7 protein-coding genes are annotated in these 5,112 nt (G+C 44.5%); 4 read left to right on the forward strand and 3 right to left on the reverse strand.

Going from position 1 to position 5,112, the window contains the following annotated elements:
- Positions 1-158: 158 nt before the first annotated feature.
- Entirely contained in the window at positions 159-425 is a 267-nt protein-coding gene (locus E5S67_RS30820) for a glycosyltransferase family 2 protein (RefSeq protein ID WP_246277071.1), read from the reverse strand.
- 283 nt (positions 426-708) lie between these two features.
- Here E5S67_RS30820 and E5S67_RS30825 point away from each other — a divergent pair, with 283 nt between their 5' ends.
- The 3 genes from E5S67_RS30825 to E5S67_RS30835 all read left to right on the forward strand — a co-directional run bounded on the left by E5S67_RS30825 (position 709) and on the right by E5S67_RS30835 (position 3,640).
- Positions 709-858: a hypothetical protein gene (locus E5S67_RS30825; protein ID WP_172193109.1), complete on the forward strand. Its 150-nt coding sequence runs from the start codon at positions 709-711 to the stop codon at positions 856-858.
- A 171-nt stretch (positions 859-1,029) separates the two neighbouring features.
- Complete coding sequence (locus tag E5S67_RS30830) at positions 1,030-2,061, forward strand: glycosyltransferase family 2 protein (RefSeq protein WP_172193112.1); 1,032 nt, start codon at positions 1,030-1,032, stop codon at positions 2,059-2,061.
- Between the two features lie 127 nt (positions 2,062-2,188).
- Positions 2,189-3,640, forward strand: a complete 1,452-nt coding sequence (locus E5S67_RS30835) for an FAD-dependent oxidoreductase (protein ID WP_172193110.1) — start codon at positions 2,189-2,191, stop codon at positions 3,638-3,640.
- Between the two features lie 177 nt (positions 3,641-3,817).
- Here the strand turns inward: E5S67_RS30835 and E5S67_RS30840 are convergent, their stop codons facing one another.
- Positions 3,818-4,291: a nucleotidyltransferase domain-containing protein gene (locus E5S67_RS30840; RefSeq protein WP_246277072.1), complete on the reverse strand. Its 474-nt coding sequence runs from the start codon at positions 4,289-4,291 to the stop codon at positions 3,818-3,820.
- A 30-nt stretch (positions 4,292-4,321) separates the two neighbouring features.
- On the opposite strand from E5S67_RS30840, the gene E5S67_RS34275 reads away from it, so the two are divergent.
- Positions 4,322-4,444 (forward strand): hypothetical protein, encoded by a 123-nt coding sequence (locus tag E5S67_RS34275; protein WP_281363602.1) that lies wholly within the window; start codon positions 4,322-4,324, stop codon positions 4,442-4,444.
- Here E5S67_RS34275 and E5S67_RS30845 read toward each other — a convergent pair.
- Positions 4,441-4,926 carry a GNAT family N-acetyltransferase gene (locus E5S67_RS30845; RefSeq protein WP_339382795.1) on the reverse strand — a complete coding sequence of 162 codons (486 nt, stop codon included), beginning with the start codon at positions 4,924-4,926 and terminating at the stop codon, positions 4,441-4,443. The two genes, E5S67_RS34275 and E5S67_RS30845, sit on opposite strands and share 4 nt — an antisense overlap.
- Positions 4,927-5,112 lie beyond the last annotated feature (186 nt).

Below are 5,112 nucleotides of genomic sequence, written 5' to 3' on the forward strand. Positions count from 1 at the left end.
AATATGATTCAGGATGTCGCTCATGTTTCTGTCTCAAAAAAGCTTTACGATCTTCTTGTACCACAAAATGTTACTATTTTGGAGATGTCTACTTGTTTTTATAAGTTTTGCGGATACCAAATATCGTTGGTCTTGATGGGAGCAATATCTTCGCTTTTTTATTTTTTAATTGCTAGGTTGCGAACGGCGGCGGCGCCAGCATTTGACTGCTTCAATAAGCTGAATCTGCTATCTTTTTGAGCAAAAGATTTGACGATTTCGGATGTTGTATCTGTAGAGCAGTCGTCAACCACTAAAACTTCTATGTTTTGATAAGTTTGATATTGAACAGATTCTAAATTTTTAGCAATAAAAGTTTCAGCGTTGAAAGCTGGTACGATGACTGAAACTAATGGCTGATTTAAAGTGTTTTGGGAGGTGATCATATAATATAAAAACTTGTTTATGTAAAAGTTTTGGCTCAAAGGGAGCTAGCTAAGGGTATGTTAACAAATTACGAAAGCTCGATCGTACACCGTCAGAAAATTTAAGAGGTATATTATATATTGCCAAAAATCCTAAAATGTGCATCGACACCGCACTCGCGATACAGACTGGGTAGAGGAGTCACTTGCGGATGAGGTCTGTAAAAGAAACTGTACCGGGCAAGTCCTGACAGCCAGCGGGTTTCCGTAGAAAGTCTGTTGGATTTTCTACGGTGGTGTGCCTATGGATCAAATCAAAATTTTGTGCGGTGCAATACAGCAGCACAAAAATACTGCTGGGGCTTTTTGTAAGCTTTACAAAAACAATGACATATTTAAAGATTTAATAAAGCTGTTGTCTGCATCAGGTCAGCTTCAGGAAGATGTGGCGTAGAATACAGGTGTGAATCGGAAAAATGCAGTCAAGAATGCCAGAAATAAATCTAGTTGAATATAAACAGAAATCGAGTTATAAATAAAAAAGTAGAGCTGATTTTACCCTTCGTAAAGTCGCACCAATAAAATTCAAGCAATTATTTTTCCTGCAAATTAAACAATTTAGGTGATGATTTCTACTGCCGAACCCACTGTATCCGTCATTATCCCAGTCCACAACGGGGGCGCTTACTTCCGCACCTGTTTGTCAAAACTGGCTCAAGCTGAGCCGAGACCGATCGAGATTATTGTAGTAGCAGATGGCGAAAGCGACGGTTCCTGGCTTCTAGCCAAGGAATTCGGCGCCAAATTAATCAGAATTCCTGAGTGCGGGGGTCCAGCCCGAGCCCGAAATTTGGGGGCCCAAGCTGCCAAGGGAGATATTCTGTTTTTTGTGGATGCTGATGTCGCTGTTTGTCCAGAAGCTGTGGGCTATGCGATATCGGTGTTCAAAAATAATCCCTACTTAGCTGCTTTCATCGGATCTTACGACGATGATCCTGGAGATCCTGATTTTCTATCGCAGTACAGGAACTTGCTGCACCACTACGTACACCAAACAGGTAACGAAGAAGCTTCGACTTTTTGGGGGGCTTGCGGAGTGATTCGCCGGGAAATTTTTTTGCAGATGGGTGGTTTTAATGAGAGTTACCGCCAAGCTTCGATCGAAGATATTGAGCTCGGCTACCGTTTGAAACAAGCAGGTTATAATATTCGGCTGTGCAAAACATTGCAGGTGAAGCATTTAAAGCGGTGGAAACCGATGGGGATGGTGAAAGCTGACTTTTTCTACCGAGCGCTGCCTTGGACAGAACTGATTTGGCGCGATCGCAAATTGAATAACGACCTCAACTTGCAAGTTTCAAACCGGATCAGCGTGATTTTAACTTATGCAGTGCTGCTGGCAGTTTTGGGGACGTGCTGGTCGCTGAGCTTTCTGCTACTGGCTGGCTTGCTAGCAATACCACTGGTAGCAATTAATGCACCGCTTTACCAATTTTTTCACCGTAAACACGGTATCGTATTTGCCCTGAAAACAATTCCGTGGCACTGGCTGTTCTACTTTTATAGCGGACTGGCCTTTGCGCTCGGCACTTGTCGCCACTTATACCAAAAAAAGCCCTTGACTGGCAAAGTTAGCTTGCCAGTATCCGCTCAATAAATCAAGTCAAATCATCCTTCAACATCAGGCCGCTCGATAGTTTCTCAGGGTATTCACGGGTGCATCTATGACTGTGACAAGTTATAAATAACTGTATAGTTCGATTCAAAAGCTGGAGGTAGGCTTAGTGAAACATTATCCTGTTGCGATCGTCGGTGCAGGCCCTGCGGGTTTGACTGCTGCCTACGAGCTAGTCAAGCAAGGCATCATCCCTGTTGTACTAGAAAAAGGTGATAAAGTTGGGGGAATAGCTCGCACAGAAACCTACAAAGGCTATCGTTTCGACATTGGCGGCCACCGCTTTTATACTAAAGTTGAAGCCGTGCAGCAGTTGTGGCAAGAGGTACTGGGAAATCAGTTTATTAAAGTGCCGCGATTGTCGCGGATTTTTTATCGAGGTAAATTTTTTAACTATCCCATCAGTGCCTTCAATACTCTCTTTAATTTGGGCATAATTGAGAGTACGCTGATTATGTTGAGCTATCTCAAAGTAAGAATTTGGCCTCTTCGGGAAGAAAAAACTTTTGAACAGTGGGTGATAAATCGTTTTGGGGAACGCTTGTACAAAACATTTTTTAAGACTTACACTGAAAAAGTTTGGGGAATTCCCTGTTCGGAAATTCAAGCAGATTGGGCGGCGCAGCGGATTAAAGGATTGTCCCTGACGACAGCAATTATTAATGCTTTGTTTGGCAGCAACGACACTAAAACATTAATCAAAGAGTTTGACTATCCGGCTTTGGGGCCGGGAATGATGTGGGAAAAGTTCGCGGAAGCTGTGGAAAATAAAGACGGCAAAGTTTATCTCGATACTAAAGTGATTAGCTTTGAACGTGAAGGGAATAAAATTAAAAGTATCACTGCTGAACAGAACGGAGAATTAGTTCAATATTCGGCGGATAATTTTATTACGAGTATGCCAATATCTGCACTGGTAGCAAGACTAAAACCGCAGCCGCCAGAAGAGGTGTTGCACGCCGCGCGATCGCTCAAGTATCGAGATTTTTTGATTGTATCGCTGATTGTCGATCGCAAGGATTTATTTCCTGACAACTGGATTTACATTCACTCCCCCGAAGTCAAAGTTGGACGAATTCAAAACTTTAAGAATTGGAGCGCCGCTTTAGTTCCCCACGCCAGCAAAAGTTGTTTGGGAATGGAATATTTCTGTAGCGTAGGGGACGATATTTGGGAAATGTCGGACGCGGAACTTGTCGAATTAGCAACTCGCGAGTTGGTTGGCTTGGGTTTAGCAACAACTGCTGATGTGGAAGATGGAGTTGTCATACGGCAGCCGAAGGCTTATCCAGTGTACGATGCCGAATATCGAGGACACTTGCAGGTACTTGAAAAATTTTTCAAGGGAATGGAGAATTTGCAGACGATCGGGCGAAACGGTATGCACCGATACAACAACCAAGACCATTCCATGCTGACGGGAATGCTGGCTGTTAGAAATATTCTCGGCGAAAAGCACGATTTGTGGGATGTGAATACTGAGCGATCGTACTATGAAGATTTTTCAGTCGATCGCTCAAAGGACAAAAAGGATTCAGATTTGATTTCGCAGTCAATATAGCCAGCCGAAATAGGGATTGCCATGAAAAAAGCCAACCTGCCAAAGCTGACTAACGGTGCGCTTGAGCGACTGCAACTAATAAGACTCAACCAACCATTTTCAAACGTTCGGTGTGTATGAAACCTACCTTAAACAACCCGGAAGTCTAATCTCGAACACCCACAGATAAGATTACAACTAAACCGCATACTGACGTTTGAATTGCTCGTGTAAGTTTTGTGTCGCGGCCTCGCCGAATGACTCTTTGGCTAGAGCAAAACTAGGAAAGTCTTTTGGACGCCATTCGCTTTGTGGAACCTCTTCTATGTAGTAGAAATAATCCCAGAGAATTGCTTCCCAGCTTGTGCAGCGGAGCCGCTTGCCGCCAAGACTTCCAGTTGGTTCCAATGGGCAGGTTCCTGGGGGTAGTCCCTCTAACTCGTAGTGGTCTCCCATGCAAATGCAGGGTTCGCAGTCTAGGAGAACGCCATGCTTATCAGCTAGAAAACCATAGGAGGTTCGTTCAGTGATAGCGCAGTCGAGAGAGTGCAGCAATGAAAGAAAGTCTGCGCTTCGATCGGCGGGGTAGGCAATATCAATATCTTCATGTTCGCGTGTTACCCGATTTAATTTTGCATCTATAGCCCATCCACCTTGCAGCCATAGGGGCATATCGATCTTGTCTGATTCTGAGAATAATTGATGTATCAACTCAATATGGAGATAATTCATTTTTTTGTATTCCCAACGGGGACAATCGATCGCCTTTTACACATCAATGACGATCGCGATCGCGCCGATCGTTTTCAACCCCTGCGTATCTAGAGCTTCTTAAAGTATCTAGCGATCGGTAACAGCCCGAAGCCCACCTTTTCATAGGTGCGACGGGCTCTTTCATGACCGGGAGCGCCTCCGGTCTCGACCATCGCAACGGACATCCCAGCATTTTTCATCCATAAGAGAGCGAATTCTGTCAGATCGGTGCCAATGCCGCGACCTTGAAAGTCTGGATCGACAGCGACCATGTAGATTTCACCCATGCGGGAGTCCAAGTGTAGTTTCACGGCTATAAAGCCCACGGTTGAACCAGCGTCGATCGCAACCCATACATTTGTGTCCTCCGCAGCGCAGACATCCTCGACAGCTTTTTGCTGGCTCACACGCCAATCATCGGGGTAGAATTCTCGGTACACGTCAGCGTCCATCGCGTTCTGAATCGAATCAAAGACCGGAGCCCATGCTCGAAGCGAAAGACGAATGACTGCATCAAGTTGATGAGCGTCGTAAGGTTCAATCCGCATTTCCATATAAACTCCAGTTAACGGTTCGCTTCACCCGCCGTCAATAACTTCTCACTCCCAACAAATAACCCCGATTTGATCGGTGTGCAAGCGGATTGTTGGGCAATACGGTTCAGTTAAGGGCTATGCAGTGCTTGAAACAATAAATATAGGAGTATTCATTATGATTCCAGTACCTCTGTGTTTAACTTG

This window comes from Microcoleus asticus IPMA8 (assembly GCF_013179805.1).
GTDB lineage: Bacteria > Cyanobacteriota > Cyanobacteriia > Cyanobacteriales > Microcoleaceae > Microcoleus > Microcoleus asticus.